Source organism: Candidatus Pantoea edessiphila (genome assembly GCF_002933335.1).
GTDB lineage: Bacteria > Pseudomonadota > Gammaproteobacteria > Enterobacterales > Enterobacteriaceae > Pantoea_C.
Map to the genome: position 1 here is coordinate 157,669 of NZ_PDKS01000001.1, position 19,992 is coordinate 177,660.

At 27.1% G+C, this 19,992-nt stretch carries 16 protein-coding genes and 2 pseudogenes; 7 read left to right on the forward strand and 11 right to left on the reverse strand.

Annotated elements, in window-relative coordinates; genetic code table 11:
- Window positions 1-292: 292 nt before the first annotated feature.
- A pseudogene (locus tag CRV11_RS03705) lies at window positions 293-673 on the forward strand (peptidoglycan DD-metalloendopeptidase family protein); the annotation flags it as partial.
- 97 nt (window positions 674-770) lie between these two features.
- Here CRV11_RS03705 and pyk read toward each other — a convergent pair.
- Window positions 771-2,213: a pyruvate kinase gene (gene pyk / locus CRV11_RS00760; RefSeq protein ID WP_136131433.1), complete on the reverse strand. Its 1,443-nt coding sequence runs from the start codon at window positions 2,211-2,213 to the stop codon at window positions 771-773.
- Window positions 2,214-3,457: 1,244 nt separating this feature from the next.
- Between pyk and CRV11_RS00765 the strand changes: the two genes are divergently transcribed.
- From CRV11_RS00765 to htpX, 3 genes and pseudogenes are all read left to right on the forward strand, one after another.
- Window positions 3,458-3,775 (forward strand): hypothetical protein, encoded by a 318-nt coding sequence (locus CRV11_RS00765; protein ID WP_136131434.1) that lies wholly within the window; start codon window positions 3,458-3,460, stop codon window positions 3,773-3,775.
- 236 nt (window positions 3,776-4,011) lie between these two features.
- Window positions 4,012-4,237 (forward strand): annotated as a pseudogene (locus tag CRV11_RS03805) (prolyl oligopeptidase family serine peptidase); the annotation flags it as partial.
- Between the two features lie 618 nt (window positions 4,238-4,855).
- Entirely contained in the window at window positions 4,856-5,752 is an 897-nt protein-coding gene (gene htpX / locus CRV11_RS00775; RefSeq protein ID WP_136131435.1) for a protease HtpX, read from the forward strand.
- Window positions 5,753-5,859: 107 nt separating this feature from the next.
- On the opposite strand, the gene CRV11_RS00780 is transcribed toward htpX, so the two are convergent.
- From CRV11_RS00780 to manX, 3 genes are read right to left on the reverse strand one after another with little or no spacing between them, the layout of a single operon-like run.
- A complete protein-coding gene (locus CRV11_RS00780; protein WP_136131436.1) occupies window positions 5,860-6,711 on the reverse strand; it encodes a PTS mannose transporter subunit IID in 852 nt (283 codons plus the stop codon).
- 21 nt (window positions 6,712-6,732) lie between these two features.
- On the reverse strand, window positions 6,733-7,533 hold the full coding sequence (locus CRV11_RS00785) for a PTS mannose/fructose/sorbose transporter subunit IIC (protein ID WP_136131599.1): 801 nt from the start codon (window positions 7,531-7,533) through the stop codon (window positions 6,733-6,735).
- A 48-nt stretch (window positions 7,534-7,581) separates the two neighbouring features.
- Window positions 7,582-8,553 (reverse strand): PTS mannose transporter subunit IIAB, encoded by a 972-nt coding sequence (gene manX, locus CRV11_RS00790; RefSeq protein WP_136131600.1) that lies wholly within the window; start codon window positions 8,551-8,553, stop codon window positions 7,582-7,584.
- Window positions 8,554-8,945: 392 nt separating this feature from the next.
- Here manX and CRV11_RS00795 point away from each other — a divergent pair, with 392 nt between their 5' ends.
- Window positions 8,946-9,599, forward strand: a complete 654-nt coding sequence (locus tag CRV11_RS00795; protein WP_158674479.1) for a TerC family protein — start codon at window positions 8,946-8,948, stop codon at window positions 9,597-9,599.
- 330 nt (window positions 9,600-9,929) lie between these two features.
- Complete coding sequence (gene tsaB, locus CRV11_RS00800; RefSeq protein ID WP_136131438.1) at window positions 9,930-10,619, forward strand: tRNA (adenosine(37)-N6)-threonylcarbamoyltransferase complex dimerization subunit type 1 TsaB; 690 nt, start codon at window positions 9,930-9,932, stop codon at window positions 10,617-10,619.
- A 56-nt stretch (window positions 10,620-10,675) separates the two neighbouring features.
- Here the strand turns inward: tsaB and minE are convergent, their stop codons facing one another.
- From minE to nhaB, 4 genes are all read right to left on the reverse strand, one after another.
- Entirely contained in the window at window positions 10,676-10,933 is a 258-nt protein-coding gene (minE, locus tag CRV11_RS00805) for a cell division topological specificity factor MinE (RefSeq protein ID WP_136131439.1), read from the reverse strand.
- 11 nt (window positions 10,934-10,944) lie between these two features.
- Window positions 10,945-11,757 (reverse strand): septum site-determining protein MinD, encoded by an 813-nt coding sequence (gene minD / locus CRV11_RS00810; protein ID WP_136131440.1) that lies wholly within the window; start codon window positions 11,755-11,757, stop codon window positions 10,945-10,947.
- 13 nt (window positions 11,758-11,770) lie between these two features.
- A complete protein-coding gene (gene minC / locus CRV11_RS00815) occupies window positions 11,771-12,481 on the reverse strand; it encodes a septum site-determining protein MinC (RefSeq protein WP_136131441.1) in 711 nt (236 codons plus the stop codon).
- Window positions 12,482-12,806: 325 nt separating this feature from the next.
- The gene (gene nhaB, locus CRV11_RS00820; protein WP_136131442.1) at window positions 12,807-14,327 is read right to left on the reverse strand and encodes a sodium/proton antiporter NhaB; all 1,521 of its coding nucleotides are present in this window, start codon (window positions 14,325-14,327) and stop codon (window positions 12,807-12,809) included.
- 349 nt (window positions 14,328-14,676) lie between these two features.
- Here nhaB and alr point away from each other — a divergent pair, with 349 nt between their 5' ends.
- Window positions 14,677-15,750: an alanine racemase gene (gene alr, locus CRV11_RS00825; protein WP_136131443.1), complete on the forward strand. Its 1,074-nt coding sequence runs from the start codon at window positions 14,677-14,679 to the stop codon at window positions 15,748-15,750.
- 90 nt (window positions 15,751-15,840) lie between these two features.
- Here the strand turns inward: alr and gap are convergent, their stop codons facing one another.
- The 3 genes from gap to xthA form a co-directional block, all read right to left on the reverse strand.
- Window positions 15,841-16,854, reverse strand: a complete 1,014-nt coding sequence (gap, locus tag CRV11_RS00830; RefSeq protein WP_136131444.1) for a type I glyceraldehyde-3-phosphate dehydrogenase — start codon at window positions 16,852-16,854, stop codon at window positions 15,841-15,843.
- A gap of 294 nt (window positions 16,855-17,148) precedes the next feature.
- Window positions 17,149-18,999, reverse strand: a complete 1,851-nt coding sequence (gene sppA / locus CRV11_RS00835; RefSeq protein WP_136131445.1) for a signal peptide peptidase SppA — start codon at window positions 18,997-18,999, stop codon at window positions 17,149-17,151.
- Window positions 19,000-19,145: 146 nt separating this feature from the next.
- Window positions 19,146-19,952, reverse strand: a complete 807-nt coding sequence (gene xthA, locus CRV11_RS00840; RefSeq protein WP_136131446.1) for an exodeoxyribonuclease III — start codon at window positions 19,950-19,952, stop codon at window positions 19,146-19,148.
- Between the last annotated feature and the right edge of the window lie 40 nt (window positions 19,953-19,992).

Sequence of the window (19,992 nt, forward strand, 5' to 3'; positions counted from 1 at the left end):
AAAAAAAAATCAAAAAAAAATTATCAAACAAAGAAACAATAACCTATTATATGTAACATGGTATAATAAAATTAAAATTACTAATAGCATACAAAATGCAGAATCAAATTTTCATAAATATGTTAAATTATTGAAATATTATAGACATGTACCAATAAATAAACATGATAATTTGTTGTTTGTTAATAATTATATTAAAAATACAAATCATCAAAATATTATAATAAAAAACAATATATCGTATAAATTATATGATACCATTTCATTAAATAGTTTAATTTGTTTTTTAACAACAAAAAAACGACTAAGAGTTTCTTCTAATTTTAGTATGCATCGCTTAAATCCAATTACAGGCCATATTAGACCACATAGAGGTATAGATATTGCTTTACCAACAGATACACCAATCTTTGCAATTAATAAAGGTGAGGTCATAATAGTTAAAACAGGTAATATTTCTTCTGCTGGAAACTATGTCGCTATTTTTCATAAGAATGGTTATATTACTCGTTACATGCATATGAACAAGATATTTGTCAGAAAAGGACAAAAAATAAAATATGGAGATACTATAGGATTATCCGGTAATACAGGGTATTCTACAGGTCCTCATTTACATTTTGAACTCTGGATTAACAATAAAGCGATTGATCCATTGAAAGTACATTTACCAATTAAATCAATAATAATAAAATAAGAAATAATTAAGTTAACACATATTACATGAATAATCAATTAATTTATTAAAGTTTTTGTTGATATTTAATATTTTAAATAACACGTAAAACTCGATTTGTGTTTGTAGTACCGGGTGCACCCATTACATCTCCTTGTGTTACAATTACTAGATCTCCGTAAACAAGATATTTTTTTTCTAGTAATAAATTTATAGCATCGTAAGCAGCTGCAACCCCCTCATTATTACTTATAAACAATACTGGTGTAACACCTCTGTACATAGAAGTTAAATTCAAAGTTCTTATATGACGTGACATAGCAAAAATTGGTAATCCAGATGTAATACGTGAAGTTATTAATGGAGTTCTACCAGATTCTGTCATAGTTATAATTGCTGTTACACCAAGCAGATGATTTGCTGTATACATAGCTGACATAGCAATAGCTTCTTCTATACTTTTAAACTTTGTATCTAACCTATGTTTTGAAACATTAACGCTAGGAACCTTTTCGGCTCCTAAACATACTTTTGCCATTATGGAAACAGTTTCTTCTGGATAATTACCAACTGCTGTCTCAGCCGAGAGCATTACAGCATCTGTTCCATCAAGAACTGCATTGGCGACATCCATAACTTCTGCTCTAGTAGGCATAGGATTGTTTATCATTGATTCCATCATCTGAGTTGCAGTAATAATTATTCGGTTCAATTGACGAGCACGTCTTATTAAATTTTTTTGAATTCCAACTAGTTCTGGATCGCCAATTTCTACTCCTAAATCACCTCGTGCAATCATTATTGCATCTGATGCTAATATTATATCATCTATATTACTTTGCGTAGTAACTGTTTCCGCACGTTCAATTTTAGCTACCAATTTAGCATTACAACCTGCTTTATTAGATAGATAACGAGCATAATTTATATCTTTTCCACAACGAGGAAATGATATTGCTAAGTAATCAACATTAATTTTAGAAGCCATGATAATATCTAATTTATCTTTTTTTGTTAAAATTTCTGCTGATAAACCACCATGTAATTTATTAATACCTTTATTATTAGATAGAAAACCTCCAGCTAATACTCTAGTAAATATTATTGTATTATCAACTTTGATTACCTTTAATTGAATTCTTCCGTCATCTAGTAAAAGAATATCTCCAGATACTACATCATTTGGTAGATTTTTATAATCAATACCAACTTTATCTTTAGTACCTTCATTTTCATTTAAATTAGCATCTAATGCAAACTTATCTCCAATTTTAAGCAGTATTTTACTATCTTTAAATTTAGATATTCTAATTTTAGGTCCTTGCAAATCACCTAAAATGGCAATATTGTGACCTAATCTATTTGCAATCTTACGTACTCGTTCCGCTCGTAATTGATGATCGCTTGCAGTACCATGAGAAAAATTCAATCTCATGACATTAGCTCCTGCTATAATAATTTTTTCTATAATGTTTTCTTGATCAGTAGCTGGACCTAGAGTAGTTACGATTTTGGTTCTTCTCAATCTTTGTAACATACATTAATTTCCTAAGCCATATTAAATATTTTAATTTGTTTTTTTCTTATTTTTGCTTTATCATATTTGATAACATTTTTTATAATATAAATTTCATTTCTATATATGTAATATAAATGTAATTAAATATTGCGATATCTATATATCCAATATAAACATAAACAATATTTAGAATTATATATGTTTTTGTATATTTATATCAATTTTTATAATCTAAAATTACATTATTAGTACCTGTATATCATAAAAAAATAATTTTTGTTTTTTTTATGATTAATCAAATAAAATAAAAATTTATTGATAATTATCAATGTTACGTGATGATAAACATCATAACATTATATGTTATCAAACTTTTAGATCATGTAAAAATAATTATACAAAACATATTTTAAAATCACAGAAAGGTTTAAAAAATACAATTCTATAAGAAATTACTGATCGGATACCTATCGTTGATTACTCCGTACCTTATATATGAAAATGGTAAAAAACATCCAGCATAAGGAATATTAAATATTAGTCTAGATAATCAATTGATTGCGATATCTGAAGATTTGATTTCTGGATTTCAATATAATATTTTGTTCTTCAATATTAATAATAATTATTGGCATACAGAAATATTATATGCTTCATATTCCAGAAATAGTTTGACATAAAAAATTATTTGCAGACTTTAAGATCTTATCAAATATGGTGCTATAAAATAGGTGCATTACAGTTATAAGATATATTAATATATGAAAAAAGATGATTCATATTGTTTAAGTATAAGCTAAACAACATCAGAAAAGTTATGATAATATATATCTATAGCAATATTACTACTGAAATTAGATTAATTGATAATAATTCAAACAACAAACATCCTCAAGTTATCTAGAAGAGGTGATCACAAGTACAGCATAGATTATTATAATAATACATTTGTTGTTTGTTCCAATCGTGATATAGAAAATTATATGATTTACTATACAGTATGATTTACTATACAGTAAGATATGTAAGAATGTAATTGGCAAGAACTTATAAAGTATAGATAACGAAACAACTTTGGCGAATTTTCAATGATTTCATGATTGGATTGTCATAGAAAAAAGAAAATGAATTAACTAGTTTAAGACGAATTTATTGGAAACACAAAAATATTACAATAAATTTAAATGATCCTATACACAAAATTTGGTTAGAAGATAATTGTACTCCATTGCATAATAATCATAAGTTATGTATACGCTTCAATGACAGATCTTGATACTATATTTGAAATTAACCTAAATAACGGTGAGAAATTTATATTAAAACAAACTATTGAAAACAACTTTAATTCGTATAACTATAGGATTGAATATCATTTAATACCTGTCAATGATGGGACTAAGATTCCAGTGTCTTTAGTATATAATCGTAATTACTATAATTTAGACCAAAATCCGGCGCTAATTTATGGTTATAGTGCATATGGAAATAGTATAGAGGCTAATTTTTGTATTGGTCGTTTAAGTCTTCTAGACAGAGGGTTTGTTTATCAATCCATGTTTGAGGGGACAAAGAATTAGGGGAAAAATGGCATAGTTCAGTAAACTCTGTAATTGGGAATCCTAAAAAATTATATGCAAAGGGAAGAAGTGTAGGAGGATTATTAATAGTGGGTCGTTATTAATTTGGCACCTAAAATTTTTATGGGGTTATAGCTCAAGTACCATATCGTTGATTGATAACAACTATGTCAGGTAAATCAATGCCTATTACTAATTATTAATATAATGAGTGTGATAATACTGAGCAAATTAATTTTTATAATTATATGAAAAAATATAGCTCTTATGATAATGTTGAAGCCAAATTTATCCTCATATTTTTATAACCTCTGGTTTTTATGATTCTCAAGTACAATATTGGGAACCAGCCAAATGGATAGCAAAATTAAGAGAATTAAAGACTAAAAAAAATTATTGTTGCTATATACAGATATGGAATCAGGGCATTTAGTAAAATCACGAAGATATGAAAAATATTAAATGCTATCATTGTAGTTTACTTTTATAATTGCGCTATCAAAAAACTTTTTGACATAATTTTATATTTTTATTTAATTAAAAATTGTTAATAATAGTTTATTCATATAACAAATAATTTTTTTTATTTATTATATTAAATTAACATAATAAATTTTATAACATTTTATTTAAAAAATGACTTTATTTTTCAGTAAGTTAATATTTTTAGGCATGAATTATAAATTTGTATAATTAATATAAAACTAATATCTGTTGTAATTACAAAAAATATCAATGTTATTATTTAAATAATTTTTGTTTTTGAATAAAATTGCATATCGTTTTTTATGAATGTATAAATAAGTTTTTTAATTATTTATATAGAATATATTTTTATTAAAATTTTCTGAATTTTATTTATATTATTACAATAATATTTTATTTCCAGAAGTAATAGATTAATAGAAACTATATTTGATATTATTACTTAAATAAGTACACATTTTTACAATTATATATATCCTATATTTAAAAACAATAACCTTCAGGTAACAGCTAACAAATTTTGAATATATTATAATATTCACGATATTTCTATTTATTTGAGATAAACTTAACAAGTAAGGGAAAAGTAAGATTATGATGCGTATTATTATTTTTGTATTTACCAATTTTGCAGTCATGTTGTTCATAGGATTATTTCTTAGTATCTCCGGAGTATATCCACATCACGTTATGGGAATGATGATTAGCGCATGTCTTATTGGTTTCGGCGGCTCATTTTTTTCTCTTATATTTTCACAATGGATTGCTTTACGTTCTGTAAATGGTAGAATCATTGAAGTACCAAATAACGCAACTGAATCTTGGTTGATAAATACTATTAAAAATCAAGTTGATCAAATTGGTATTGTAATGCCAAAAGTTGCTATTTATCCTGCATATAACATCAATGCATTTGCTACTGGAGCAAAAAAAAATGAATCCTTGATAGCTGTTTCAAGTGGTTTATTACAATACATGACTCATGATGAAGTAGAAGCAGTTTTAGCTCATGAATTAGCACATATTTATAATGGTGACATGGTAACCATGACTTTAATACAAGGAGTTTTAAATACATTTGTAATATTCATTTCCAATGCGCTAGCTATAGTTATAACCAAAATATTATCAAATATGCTTATTCCAAATGAAGATTCTAAAAATCCTAAGCATATACGTACTAGCGCAACAATACATACTACTATTTCTACAGCATTAAGCACCATGCTTGGTGCATGTGCCAGTATGATTACCATGTGGTTTTCAAGAAAAAGAGAGTTCTATGCTGATGCAGGTGCAGCCAGAATAGTTGGAATAAACAAAATGATTGCTGCTTTAGAAAGATTAAAAACAAGCTATGAACCTCAAGAACCAAAAAACATTATAACACTTTGTATTAACGGAAAAAATAATGCGTTATGTGAATTATTTATGTCACATCCATCAATAGAAAAAAGAATTGACGCTTTACGTGGAAAATATATTTATTAAATATTACATGCAGTACCAAGTTATAAATTTAGTTGTTTTTTGAATTTATCTCTATAGAATAAAATTAAGGGAGCTGTATCTTTTAGCTCCCAAAACTGTTTTTGTAATTATGGTTCTAATAAGTGTGTTTCATAACCAACAATACCTATTATAAAAAAACCTAGAATAATCCATAAAGGATTCACTCTACGATTTAATAACCACATACATAAAAAAGTAAGTAAAAGCGGTACTATACCAGGCATTAATTGATCTAAAATTGATTGCACTGTGGTTACTTTAACTGTGCCTGTTGATGAATTATCAACACGTGATAATACAATTGGGATATTAACATGGGTCCATTTATTAACTAATGCACCCATAACAAATAGACCAAGAATGGAAGCTCCTTCAGTTAGTTTCTGCAAAAAATTACTACCTACGTCTTTAATAATGTTTATGCCTTTTTTATAACCATAAACCACGCCATAGTAACGTACTGCTAAGCGTGTTATATTAAACAACATAAAAAATAACAATGGACCTAATAAGCTTCCACTCATTGCTATGCCAGCACCTACAGCTGCAGATATAGGACGAACAGTACCCCAAAAAATTGGATCTCCTATGCCAGCTAATGGTCCCATTAAACCTATTTTTATTCCATTAATTGCACCGTCATCAATTTTTGCACCGTTTGCTCGTTCTTCTTCCATTGCCGCTGTGATTCCTAAAATAGGAGCAGCCATGTAAGGGTGTGTATTAAAAAATTCCAATTGTCTTTTTATTGCTTGTTTACGATCATCATCATTTTTCGGATATAAACGACTTATTATAGGCAACATAGCAAAGCAAAAACCAAGAGCTTGCATCCTCTCAAAGTTCCAAGAACCCTGAAGGAAATTTGATCTTATAAATACAGCACGTAAGTCACTAATAGTTAATTTTTTTTCTTTTTTTACATTAGTATCTGTCATATAACTAGCTCTCATATATTTTTAATCAAGTTCATTATCACAATTATTTGCTAAATTATTATTTATAGGTAAAACAGCTGTTTTATTATATTTAGGGCTAAGTTGTATATATATTACAGCCATTATGATCCCTATTATACCTAATGCTATCAAATTAAAATTTGCAAAAGCAGCTATAACAAAACCAAGATAAAAGAAAGGCATTAAATAACCAGTGCGCATCATATTAATCACCATAGCATAACCTACTACTACTATCATTCCTCCAGCAATATTTAAACCATGAGTGACGACTTCTGGTATTGAATTAAATATGTTACGAACAACACCAATATTCACCGAAACTGCTATAATTACAGATGGAATTGCAACTCGTATTGCTTGTAAGAATATAGCGAAAATATGAATCCACGAAACAGCATTTATATTACCTTTATTTGCTGCTTTATCAGCTGCATGTTGTAATGCAACTGTAATAGTACGTACTATAATAGTCAGAACTTGTCCTGCTGCAGCTAATGGAATAGCTAGTGCTATTCCAGCACCTTTACTTTGACCACCTGAAATAACTAGAATAGTTGAAATAATTGAAGCAAGAGCAGCATCAGGTGCAATAGCAGCGCCAATATTCATCCAACCCAAGGCAATCATCTCTAAAGTACCGCCTATCATGATACCTGTTTTCATATCACCTAATACAGCACCAATTAAAGTGCATGCGATGATAGGTCTGTGAAATTGAAATTCATCCAATACTGATCCAATACCAGCGATACAGGAAATTATAAATATTAATGAAATCTGCAGAAAACTTATATCTATCATATTATTACTCTCATGATAATAATCATTATTTAATAAATATATAAATCAACATTTCAGTTCAATATTATTTGTATTATGAATCAAGTCCATAATATTAACTTTAGGATCATTGGAAACCTTTCTAACTTCTAATTCAATATTAAGTTCATTAAGTTTATTAAATGCTGTAATATCTTTTTCATCTAATGATACAGCTTTACTCACTTGAAGTTTCCCTTCTTTAAATGCCATGCCTCCAATATTAACAGCTTTAATATTTACACCTTTTTCAACAACTCTAAGTACATCAATTGGATTGGTAAATAAAAGCATTACGCGATCTTGACTATATTTTGGGTTATTCCATACACGTATCATTTTGTCAACATTTATAACATGTGCAGTAATCCCTGGTGGTGAGGACTGCTTTAATAGAGTAGTTCGTATATCATCTTGTGATATTTCATCGTTTACTACAATTATTCTTTGTACTTTAGTTTCTTTTGTCCATCTGGTCGTTATTTGACCGTGAATAAGACGATCGTCAATACGTACTAAAGATATCTGCATATTTTTATTTAGTTTTTTTTGTGTAATATTATGCATTGTATGACTACTGGTAGTATTTTGAATATTTTGTGTTTGATTTTGAAATGATTTAATACTCTCTCGTCCAGTTTTTACTGCTATTGATACTAATTCATTAAAGCTAATATTTTCTTCCCTTTTCATTAAAATTTCTATTAATATTGGAATATTAACTCCAACTATTATATCATGATTTTCTTTTTCAAAAACTAATCTACTTGCAGCATTAAAAGGGCTACCACCCCAAGTATCAATTAAGAAAAGCATACCTTTTGAAGTACACATTTTTTTAATTTTATCTTTGTATTTTTCAACAAGTATTTCTGTGTTTTCTCCAACTATAAATTCAACAAATTCAATATTATCTTGATTCCCTAATATCATTTCTGCTGTTTTAATTAGTTGTTCTGCTGCACAACCATGCATGCCTACTAGAATTGCAACGGTCACTTTTTGCCTCATAATGAATTAATATATTTGGTTATATAATATAGTTAATTATTAAAATTATAGCTATACTTCATCATTATAAAAAATTATAAAATAGCAATATTAATAAGTAATATATAAATAATAAAAATATTAAATTGTTTTGCTGTCTGACAAACGTAAGTCATGTTTGTTTAGATTTTTAATATTGTATTTATAATTATGAAATTAGATGATATCTAAACATAATAAAACGATTTAATTTAAAAACTTTTAATTAATAATATTTTTTGTTTTTTTTAATAATATTCATTATTAATACATTGATAATAGATGTTGTTGAATTTTTATCAAATTTATATTTTTATTTTATTATCTTTGTATTTTACATGTAAGAGTTGATTATGGAGATCATGTTAAATCCATCTATCTGGATAGGTCTATTAGCTCTTGTGGTATTAGAAATTGTATTGGGCATTGATAATTTAGTTTTTATTGCAATACTAACTGAAAATTTACCTATTAAACAACGTGATAAAGCTAGATTAATTGGTTTGTCATTAGCATTAATAATACGTATATTCTTAATTTTTTTTATTTATTGGCTTATGACTTTAAATAATTATTTATGGAAATCAGAAAATTTTGATTTTTCTATACGTAATGTGATTCTATTGATCGGAGGTGTTTTTTTAACATTTAAAGCGATAATAGAACTTTATAGAAGAGCAAAAGATAGGGGGAAAACAATTTCAAGTAGTAAAACATATAGTAATTTTTGGGTAATTATTACTCAAATTGTATTTTTAGATATAGTATTTTCTCTGGATGCTATAATTACTGCTGTAGGTATTATTAATAATTTATTTTTGATCATCATAGCTGTAATAATTTCAAATATTATTATGTTTTTCGCATCAAAGCCACTAGTTAGCTATCTCAATTTATATCCTAATATAGCTATAATATGTTTGAGTTTCTTATTAATAATTGGATTGTCTTTAATAGCCGAAAGCTTTAACTTTTCTGTTCCGAAAAGTTATTTATATTCTATAATGGTTTTTTAAAATTTCTTTGATATGCAAACAAAATTTTCAATAATCATTGATAATTAATTAAAATTACATACTAAATATTTAGCAATAACATGAAATTATAACAATTATACTTAATGTCATTCTTTGAATGAAATAATTCAATAAAATTTATCAAAAACCATAATAAAGTATCTTTTAAATACAAGTAAATATTATATCATCTGAGAGATAAGATTTTTTGTATTTATATGACTGATATTTCTCTATATCTTGATTAAGAACAAAAATTATTAATTTATACTGTAAAACAAACAATAACATATGATATATCATCAATAATAAAAATTAAGGTGTTTTTTAATGTCTGTTAGAATTTTAGCATTTATTACTTCTATAGATACTTGCTCAGTAGCATTATTAAATAATGGGGAAATTTATACTCGTTGTGTGATCGCACAACAACAAAGCTATAATTGTATTCTGACTTTAATAAATGAATTATTGCAAATTACCAATTGTAAATTAATTGATATTGATGTAATTGCAATTAGCATTGGACCAGGAAATTTCACTGGCATTCGTATAGGAATTAGTGTAGCACAAGGTTTAGCTTTAGGTAAGAGTACAAAAATAATTTGTATTTCTACGTTACAAATATTAGCTCAAGGTGTATTGAGACATGATAAAAAAGCTCGACGTGTACTTGCTTCTATTAATGCACGTAAAGATGAAGTTTATTGGGGTGAATACCAACTAGATGTTAACAACTCATGGTGTTTAACAAATGAAACAGAAAACGTTTTTTCTCTTAATAATGCCATAAAACGTATGAAATTATTAAATGGAAATTGGATAACAGCCGGAAACAGTTGGAAGATTTATCCTTTTCTATATCATGGACATGGATTGTGTCTTGATCCTTATGTTATTACAACACCCCTTGCAGAAGATATGTTACCACTTGCAAAAAACTTATTATATAAGGATAATTTTGTAAAACCAGAAAATATTCAAGCTGTATATTTAAGAAATCATATAATACAGAAATAGTACATTGTTTAATAAAAATATATTCAGATCTTATATTAAATTACTTTACTTACAACTTACATATCCTTAGATACAATTACATTTAATTTCAAAATAAAATCTTTGTTATCTTGGTTATCTAGACTAATAATAACCTTCTTAGGATCAATATTTATATATCTAATAATCGTTTTTAAAATATCTTCTTTAAGTTCTTGCAAAGACAATTTTTTACTATTATGTTGTTTTTGTTGTGTTAATATAACTTTTAGTCTTTCTTTTGCAAGATTAGCAGTGTGCTTTTTTTTAGGCATAAAGAAATTAATTAGAGACATATTTTATTCATCTAACCTCTAAATAAACGTCTAAAAAATCCTTTTTTATCTTCTTCAATAAAGCGAAGAGGTATCGATTTGCCAAGCAATCTATTAACTGTATCTGCATATGCTTTTCCTGCATTAGATTTAACGTCTAATATAATTGGTTCTCCTTTATTAGAAGCACGAAGAACAGACTGATCTTCTGGTATGATGCCTATCAAAGGAATATGTAAAATATCTAATACATCTTGCATACTGAGCATATCTCCCTTATTTACACGAGTAGGATTATAACGTGTTAATAGCAAATGTTCTTTAACTGGTTCTTGGTTATTTATAGCTCTTTTCGATTTTGAAGCAATTATTCCTAGAATTCTATCTGAATCCCTTACTGATGATATCTCTGGATTAGTAGTGATAACTGCCTCATCCGCAAAATAGATAGACATGAGAGCTCCGGTTTCAATACCAGCTGGTGAATCACATATAATGAAGTCAAATGACATATCATTTAGTTCGTCTAGTATTTTTTCTACTCCTTTAAGAGTTAGTGATTCTTTATCGCGCGTTTGAGAAGCAGGTAAAATATATAATAGATCTGTATGTTTATCTCTAATTAAAGCTTGATTTAAATTAACATCATCTTGAATCACATTAATAAAATCATAAACAACACGTCTCTCGCAACCCATAGCTAAATCAAGATTACGCAACCCTATATCGAAATCCACAACTACTGTTTTTTTACCACTTCTAGCTAATCCAGTAGCAATTGCCGCACTTGTAGTTGTTTTACCAACCCCTCCCTTGCCTGATGTAACTACAATAATACGCGCCATAAATAAAAAATACCTAATTAAGTTCTTGAATATTAAGCATTCCCTTTTTAAGGCAAATGCGAGTTGATTTATAAGAAAAAATTTTTGGTATTTGATCCATTACCCAATACTTACCAGCAATTGAAACAAGTTCTGCATCTAAATTACTACAGAAAATATAACAATTATGATCACCATTAGCTCCTGCTAATGCTCGACCTCTCATAATGCCATAAATATGAATGTTACCATCTGATATTAATTCAGCTCCAGTGCTAACATTTCCAACTATTACTAAATCTGCATTACGTGCATAAATCTGTTGACCAGATCTAACAGGCAGGTTAATCACGCGAGTCTTATTATAAACTAATTCATCGATGCAAACAGATCCTAACTTACTTATTGAATGTTCATTATTATCATATCTCGCATATGATTTTCTCATTTCCGTAAGGATAGGCAAACCAATGTTATCTATTTTTTTGATTAATGAAATTTCTTTACATCCACTTATACCTATAATACATAGACCTGTAGCTAATAAAGCCTGTTTCATATGTTCCCAATCAACTTCATGATTTAAACCTTCAATATTTAATACTATAGGCAAGTGTCTTGTAAAAACAGGAAGTTGTTTAAGTTTATTTTTAATAGCTTTACATATTACATCAGGTTCATGATTATAAAGGTATATAACTGAAAACCTAAAATTACTACCTTTAAACTTTATTGGTTGTGACATCTATCCTGACTCTCTATTTAATTATATTTTTATAAATTGTCAAGCTAATTAAAATTAAAAACTATATACTTATAATATACTTAATAAAAACCCGAATAGTATTTATATCAATACTAAAATTATATAATTATTTATTCTATATATTTTATATCATATCAAACAAAATTATTATCTTACTATAATATATATATTAGTTTATAATATATATATTAGTTTAAATATAATACTTCTGCAATATAACTTATTTAAGACACATATATTGTGTTATATCAGATATTGCAAAAAATAATATTAGTTTATAACTTTTATGTTTAATTATATATTATTAATAGTTATGAGATATGATTAAACCGCTATTAATTAAAAAATTGGTATAACTACTTAAAAAAAACTTAATACAGCAATATGCTACTGCTGATAAAATCAAAGAAAAAGGCAATGCCATCATGACCATGCGTTTATATGATAAATTGATTAGTGATGATAAATTTGATGTTAATAAAAACAGAAAAGATGCTTGTCCATTAGGTGTAGCAATTGAAGGAATATTAGTTCCAACATTAACCACTATTGCTAATAGTTCGAATTGGTGATGATTAATAAGTTCTTTTTCAAAGGCATGCTTAAGTTCACTAATATACACGGTACCGATAAAAACATTATCTGCAATAGAAGAAAGAAATCCATTAAATATAAACAGCCATTTTAGTTGATTATCAGAATCAAAATGTAAAATGAAATTAATTATAGGTACAAATATTTTTTGATCAAAAATAACTGCAGTTATAGCACAAAATACTATTAATAAAGATGCAAAAGGCAATGCTTCTGTAAAGGCTCTACTAATATCTTGCTCATCTGTAATACCCAAAAAGGATGTAGATATTATAATAATTGATAATCCTATAAGTCCTGCTTCACTAAACTGAAATATTAATGAAATTAATAACCAAATAATAATTAATCCCTGAATAATTAATTCAATTTTATCCTGAATTCCCATCTCACTATTTTTATAAATGTTTTTTAATAACTTGTTAATTTCAGTAGGGATTGTTGCACCGTATCCAAACAACTTAAAATGCTCTAGTATAAAAACAGTACATATGCCAGCTATAAATACCGAAATAGAAATTGGCAACATACGTAAAATGAATTCAACAAAATTCCATTCAGCAGAATGAGCAATAATTAAATTTTGCGGTTCTCCAATCATGGTCATTATTCCACCTAAAGCAGTACCAATTCCTGCATGCATCACTAAACTACGCAAGAAAGAACGAAATTGCTTTAAAGCTGCTTTTTTTGTCGTCAATAATGATTGATGATCATCAATCATTATTTGTTTACATTGTTTATATAATGTAACAAATACTGTGATTATTACTGCTAAAACTGTCAGCGCATCAATGAAAGCTGATAGTAAGCTAGAGATCAAACAAAAAACTACAGCTAATTTTGTTTTTGAATCAATGCGCAATATTAATTTTGTAAAACAAAATAATAATAATTTTTTTATAAAGAAAATTGCAGATACCATGAAAATCAACAATAAAAGTACTTCAATATTATTATATAATTCTATTTTAACTCTCGCTGAACTAGACATGCCAATCATAATAGCTTCTAAAGATAATAATCCACCGGGTAATAAAGGATAGCATTTCAAAGACATGCTTAAAGTAAAAATAAACTCGATTACTAAAAACCAAGCAGCAACATACGAACTTATATATAAGTAAAATACAGGATTTATAATTAAAAAGATTAATATTAACAATTTATACCAATTTGGTGATTTACCTAAAAATTTTTGTCTAACAATATCTAAGTAGGTTACATCCATAACTTGAAAACACCTCATGATCAATTAAGTAACATAATTAAAATTAATCTATTAATATAATCCTTTTATTTAAATAATTTAACGCATTGTATTGCTCTATAATTAATAAAAACATAATCCAATAAGTGTTAATTTAATTTTAATAATATTTATAATATTATATTACTAATAAAGGTTTTTATCTGAAATAATTAGATGATAATAAATACTCAATATTTATGAGTAACATAATTTTATTATTTTTTAATGGTAAATTATCATAGTAAATAATATAAGACATATATGTTATATTATATATATTAATCATGTAATTAAATTTAACTAATTTTTGATAAAAATAAATTATATTATGTCACGTCCAATTATAGCTACTATTAATCAAAAAGCACTAAAACACAATTTATCAATTGTTCGTAGTTTAACGCCAAAATTAAAAATTTGGGCAGTAATAAAAGCTAATGCCTATGGTCATGGTATTAATAATGTATGGAGTTTATCAGATACAGATGGGTTTGCATTATTAAATATAGAAGAAGCAGTAATGTTACGTGAACATGGATGGGAAAAACCTATTTTATTACTAGAAGGATTTTTTCATCCTAAAGATTTATACATTATTGATCGTTATCAATTAACAACTACTATACATAGTCAATGGCAAATTAAAGCATTAGAAAATATCAGATTACTTAATCCTATAAGTATTTACCTAAAGATCAATAGTGGAATGAATAGACTAGGTTTCCACCAAAAATTATTTAATACAATTTGGAATAAATTGATTTATTTAAAAAATATTCGTGATATAACATTAATGATGCATTGCAGTAACACGAATAATATTAGCAAAGTTAATAAATATTTTAAAAATATTCAGAATTTAATAAAGGGAAGAAATTGTTTATGCTCTATATCCAATTCAGCTTGTTTATTGTGGCATCAAACTGTTAGTTATGATTGTTGGGTTCGTGTAGGAATATTGTTGTATGGTGCATCACCAAGTGGTAATTGGTTTGATATATCTAATATTAATTTAGAGCCAGCTATGACGTTATCTAGTAAAATCATAGGTATTCAAACATTAAAGACAGGTGACACTATAGGATATGGTGATAGTTATACTGTAAAAAAACCTCAGCGTATAGGAATTGTAGCTTGTGGTTATGCTGACGGTTATCCACGTCATGCGCCTACTGGTACTCCTGTATTAGTAGATGGCAACATGACACATTTAGTTGGTACTGTATCTATGGATATGATTACTATAGATTTAACAAACTGTCCACGAGCCTCTATAGGTTCGAATGTAGAATTATGGGGTAATATAATAAAAATTGATCAAGTAGCTAAAGCTGCAGGGACATTAGGATATCACCTAATGTGCTCTCTTGCACCTCGTGTTCCTATTAAAATTATTTGTTAATAATTTACCGATCATGAACAAAAACGCAAATCAATTAATTTGTTTTAAGTTGGTTATGATTTGCGTTTTTATTAATTGGTTTAAATATTTTTAATTGGTTTTATTATTATAAATTAATGATATCAAATCCAGCACTTTATGTGAATAACCAACTTCGTTATCGTACCAGCATACTAGCTTTACAAAATTTTTATTTAATGCTATACCAGCTTTTGCATCAAATATAGAAGTTAAAGTATTACCGTTAAAATCACTAGATACTACATCATCCTCAGTATAACCCATTATACCCTTCATTTTACCTTCAGAAGCACATTTAACTTCATTACATATATCATAATAAGAAGTGTTTTTTCTTAATCTAACAGTTAAATCAATAACAGAAACATTTGAACTAGGTATACGAAAAGCCATGCCAGTTAATTTACCCTCCAATTCTGGTAATACTTTACCAACAGCTTTTGCAGCACCAGTAGAAGAAGGTATAATATTTTGAAATACACCTCTACCACCACGCCAATCTTTTTGAGATGGGCTATCAACAGTTTTTTGAGTTGCGGTAGTTGCATGAATAGTAGTCATTAAACCTTCGACAATGCCGAATCCATCATTAATTATTTTTGCCAATGGTGCTAAACAATTAGTTGTACAAGAAGCATTAGAAACTATATTATCTCCTTGATATTTTTCAAAATTAACACCACTAACAAACATTGGAATATCATCTTTGGATGGTCCAGTTAACACAACTTTTTTTGCACCTGCTGTGATATGTTTTTGTGCTGTTTCTTTTGTTAAAAATAAACCAGTAGCTTCTGCTACAACATCAACTCCTATTTTTCTCCATTTTAAATTTATAGGGTTATTTTCTGAACAAACAAATATTTTCTGTTTGTTCACTATCAGAGAATTTTTTGTAGTATCTAATTCTACTGTACCATTAAATTTTCCATGTGTAGAATCATATTTTAACATATAAGCCATATAATCAGCTTCTATTAAGTCGTTAATAGCAACAATTTTAATATCAGAACGATGCTGAGCAGCACGTAAAATCATACGTCCTATTCTGCCAAAACCGTTAATGCTCACTTTAATAGTCATATTTTAATAATTCTATTTAATCAATGGGTCTATTTATATAAATTTACAGAAATAGATTATATCGTCAAGAAAATAAATGAATTAATTGTAATAATTTAATCTATTAAAGATAGGTTGATAATTGTAATGATGGTAAATGTAATACTTATTATAATAATCAAATATTATATATAATTTAAATAAATAAACTGAACTATATTTAAAAAAATAATTGATATAATAAATTATCAATTAATAATAAAAACAATAGTTCAGTTATAATAAATTACAAAGTAAATTTTTAGTTAAAATAATCTATTGATTTACTATATTACAATTTAAACAAAAAGCATATTGGTTTTGTGGATCATCTAAATTATCTAAAAAATTATACTGCTTAGCTATATTATTAATTATAGGAGTATTAAATCTATCCTTTAATAAATTAAATAATATATTACTAATAGAAGCATTATTGGACATTAAATCAATTATGGTAGAATTATCTTGGTACCAAATCAATTTAGGATTAGTAACATTACCTAATTCTTGTGCTTTTTTTACTGCATCATCAAAATCACCTAACGCATCTACTAAACCATTTTGTTTAGCATCTGTGCCTACCCATATTCTTCCTTGTGCTAACGCATCGATTTGTTTGAAAGTTTTTTTGCGAGAATGTGCCACCAGATTAACAAATCTATCATATCCTTTTTGTATGCTAAGCTGCATTAGCTCATGAACTTCTTTAGGAAGAGGTTGAGTTATAAATGTTTTTGCAAAAGGAGAAGTGCTAACACCGTCTGCGTGTATTCCAATAATATCCAAGCTTTTTTCTACTGTATTAATTAAACCAAAAATACCAATAGAACCAGTTAAAGTATTTGGGTTGGCTATTATATAATCAGCTGGAGTAGAAATCCAATAACCTCCGGATGCTGCTATATTACCCATAGAGACAACTATAGGCTTTACTCTATGTAAAGCTAACAATTCTTGACGAATTACCTCTGAAGCTAATACACTACCTCCAGGACTATTAACATATAAAATAACAGATTTAATATTTGGATTTAATCGTACATTTTTTATATGATCAATAATATTATTACTAATAAAACTATTTGGGTTTGAAACATTATTTACAATAGGACCATTAATCATGATAACTGCTATGTTTGGTTTTTGATTATTTACCTTAGTTCTGTAAGAGTAAATACTGGTATTATAATATTGATTAGTTCTAGAGTTATAACCAAATTTTTTTTCTAGTACTTTTTCTATAGATTCTTGGGATGCAATATAATCAACTAAATTTCTATCCAAAGCATATTTTGCTGTATCACCATTAAATTTTTTTAATTTTGAAATTATTTTTTGAGCACTTGGAAAAACTTGTTTTACGTCAACATTCCGATTATAAGCAACTTCAGATAAATAATTTTTCCATATTGTATTAATCCATTGGTTATCAGCTTGACGCACTTTATCTGACATCTTATCTGATAAAAATGGTTCAACAGCCGATTTGTAAGTACCTACTCTAAATACATGTGGCGTAATTTTTAATCTCTTTAACAGAGAATGATAGTATAAAGTATTGGTTGCAAAACCCCTTAAATCTACTGCACCTAGAGGAGACAAATAAATTTTATTAGCAAAACTAGCAAGGTAATATTGTGATTGATTATAATTGTTACCTGTTGCATAAACAGGTTTACCAGCTGAACGAAATTCAGTCAATGTCTTTCCAAGATATTGCAATGAAACCTGATCAGCTCCTAAAAAACTTTGTAAATCTAGTACAATACCAGTAATATTGTCATCATCTTTTGCTTGACGAATTGCTCGAACTAAATCGAATAATAAATTTTGATGTATATCATATTTTTTATTAATTTTACTTAATATCTGATTTTCAATTTTACTTATATAACTATTACCAGATAGTTTATCTACAATGACACCTCTAAGATCTAACTTTAACGCTCCTTTTGTAACTGGTATAACATTAATAACATTATGCCTATTCATATGAGATATAAATTTTCCAACAAATATAAATACAACTAATAAAGCAAAATTAAGTATAAATGCTCTAATGAAATTCAACATATACCATATATATCTAAATATATCAGCTGTTGTTCGCAATAGTCCTTTCATAAAGGTCTCCATTATAAAACAATCAAATATTAATAAATTATCCAAGAATTATTGAATTAAATAATTTATTGAAAATTTTTATATTAATAAATAATTTCATATTAAATATCATGTAATATTATAATTAATATCTAACACTAAAATAACTAAAATTGAAATTTCAACCAAACAGGAGCATGATCGGACGATTTATCCATGCTTCTTATAGCATAATCGATACCAGTTGCAATACAATAAGATGCTAATTCTTTAGTTACAAGTAATAAGTCAATACGAAGTCCGCGATTTTCATAAAATCCTTTAGAACGATAATCAAACCAAGAAAAACAATTATTAATTTTTGGATGTTGTTGTCTCCAAATATCAATCATACCAACCTTAAATAAGCTACTGATCCATTCTCTTTCTTCAGGAAGGAAACCACATTTACCCATTTGCAACCATCTTTTTCTATTTTGCTCACCAATTCCAATATCAAGATCGGTGCCAGTAATATTAATATCTCCCATAATCAAAACAAATTTATTCATTATTAGTATTTCTAATAAATAATTTCTTAAATCGCAAAAAAATTTCTTTTTAGCTGAAAATTTTGTAGGATGATTGCGGTTTTCACCCTGAGGAAAGTATCCATTGATCACAACAATATTACCAATAGGGCTAGGTATCTCTACTATTATTAGTCTGCGTTCAGAATATATATTATCAGTTGGAAATCCTTTTAATATTGTAACTGGCATTATTTTAGTAAATATTGCAACACCGTAGTGTTTTTTTTGACCATAGTAAAAAAATTCATAACCTAAATTCATTAAATCTCTAATTGGAAACATAGTATCATCTACTTTTGTTTCCTGTAATCCTATTATATCAGGTGTGTGAAATTTTATTATCTCTTTAAGCTGATGTATTCTAGCCCTTAATCCATTGATATTAAAAGAAACAATCTTCATAATATCTCTTGTTTAATAATTAATTTAAGTTTATCAGTTA

What these genes read in the sequence shown, in the direction of transcription:
- tsaB (WP_136131438.1), top strand. Translation starts at nt 9,930, where the DNA reads ATGTCTGTTAGAATTTTAGCATTTATTACTTCTATAGATACTTGCTCA.
- sppA (WP_136131445.1), bottom strand. Translation starts at nt 18,999, where the DNA reads ATGAAAGGACTATTGCGAACAACAGCTGATATATTTAGATATATATGG.
- CRV11_RS00795 (WP_158674479.1), top strand. Translation starts at nt 8,946, where the DNA reads ATGTTAAATCCATCTATCTGGATAGGTCTATTAGCTCTTGTGGTATTA.
- CRV11_RS00765 (WP_136131434.1), top strand. Translation starts at nt 3,458, where the DNA reads ATGACAGATCTTGATACTATATTTGAAATTAACCTAAATAACGGTGAG.
- pyk (WP_136131433.1), bottom strand. Translation starts at nt 2,213, where the DNA reads ATGTTACAAAGATTGAGAAGAACCAAAATCGTAACTACTCTAGGTCCA.
- alr (WP_136131443.1), top strand. Translation starts at nt 14,677, where the DNA reads ATGTCACGTCCAATTATAGCTACTATTAATCAAAAAGCACTAAAACAC.
- htpX (WP_136131435.1), top strand. Translation starts at nt 4,856, where the DNA reads ATGATGCGTATTATTATTTTTGTATTTACCAATTTTGCAGTCATGTTG.
- xthA (WP_136131446.1), bottom strand. Translation starts at nt 19,952, where the DNA reads ATGAAGATTGTTTCTTTTAATATCAATGGATTAAGGGCTAGAATACAT.
- minC (WP_136131441.1), bottom strand. Translation starts at nt 12,481, where the DNA reads ATGTCACAACCAATAAAGTTTAAAGGTAGTAATTTTAGGTTTTCAGTT.
- nhaB (WP_136131442.1), bottom strand. Translation starts at nt 14,327, where the DNA reads ATGGATGTAACCTACTTAGATATTGTTAGACAAAAATTTTTAGGTAAA.
- minE (WP_136131439.1), bottom strand. Translation starts at nt 10,933, where the DNA reads ATGTCTCTAATTAATTTCTTTATGCCTAAAAAAAAGCACACTGCTAAT.
- minD (WP_136131440.1), bottom strand. Translation starts at nt 11,757, where the DNA reads ATGGCGCGTATTATTGTAGTTACATCAGGCAAGGGAGGGGTTGGTAAA.
- gap (WP_136131444.1), bottom strand. Translation starts at nt 16,854, where the DNA reads ATGACTATTAAAGTGAGCATTAACGGTTTTGGCAGAATAGGACGTATG.
- CRV11_RS00780 (WP_136131436.1), bottom strand. Translation starts at nt 6,711, where the DNA reads ATGACAGATACTAATGTAAAAAAAGAAAAAAAATTAACTATTAGTGAC.